The organism is Enterobacter cloacae complex sp. 6730903, from assembly GCF_048283985.1.
Taxonomy (GTDB): Bacteria; Pseudomonadota; Gammaproteobacteria; order Enterobacterales; family Enterobacteriaceae; genus Enterobacter; species Enterobacter hormaechei_C.
The window spans coordinates 1-913 of the sequence record NZ_JBLVXX010000140.1 but is presented as its reverse complement, the minus strand read 5'-3'; the positions used below and the strand labels follow the sequence as shown (position 1 = coordinate 913).

Genomic DNA, 913 nt, shown 5'->3' with positions numbered 1-913 from the left:
AAATATCAGGCCAGTTCGCAACGATAAGATCCTCCCGGGCTTTTCCACCTACCAACTTGCGTAACTCCCTGGGGGTCGTATCGGGATTAAATACGTACAACCGCTTCGATGGCAGATCCCTGATTCGCAGAACGAGATTGTAGCCGAGCAGGCTACTGGCTCCGAACAAATGGTCGGTGAATCCTGCTGTATCGGCATACTGTTCGCGAACATGGCGACCGACCTCGTTCATCAGTAGTCCATCGAGAATATACGGTGCCTCGCTCACGGTCGCCGGGATCGACTGACAAGCGAATGGCGCGAACTGGTCGCTTACGTGAGTATACGCTTTGAGGCCGGGAACAGAACCATATTTGGCATTGACCATGTTCATGGCTTCGCCATGCCGCGCTGTCGGGAAAAACTGACCATCGCTCGATGCTGACGTGCCCATCCCCCAGACGCGTGACATCGGCAGTTTACCCTGCGCGGCCACCACAATTGCCAATGCCTGGTTCATGGCTTCGCTTTCAACATGCCAGCGGGCAAGGCGTGAGAGCTGCCAGTAATCATGCGTGTTTGTAGCTTCCGCCATCTTACGCAGGCCCAGATTGAGCCCTTCAGCGAGCAGGACGTTGAGCAGACCGATCCGGTCGCGACATGGAGCCCCGGTTCTCAGATGGGTAAACGCATCTGTGAAACCAAGGGCTGCATCAACTTCAAGCAGCATGTCGGTAATCCGAACGGACGGCATTCGGCGATACAGATCCAGTATGAGTGCCTCGGCACCATCCGGCACGTCTGCTGTCAACCTGTCGATCCGCAACGTTCCATCTTCTATGCTACCGTGCGGAATAGTGCCGTTACGGGCAGCCCGGGCCAGCCGCTTAAGAGCGATCGTGAGTCGCGCCTTTCTGTCTGCCAGCCAATCCTG

Annotated in this window: 1 protein-coding gene; it reads right to left on the bottom strand. The window is 56.3% G+C overall.

Annotated elements, in window-relative coordinates; all coding sequences use genetic code 11:
• Window positions 1-913: Tn3 family transposase (locus ACNQ0W_RS25220; protein WP_417933296.1), on the bottom strand; the 913-nt coding region annotated here is incomplete at both ends.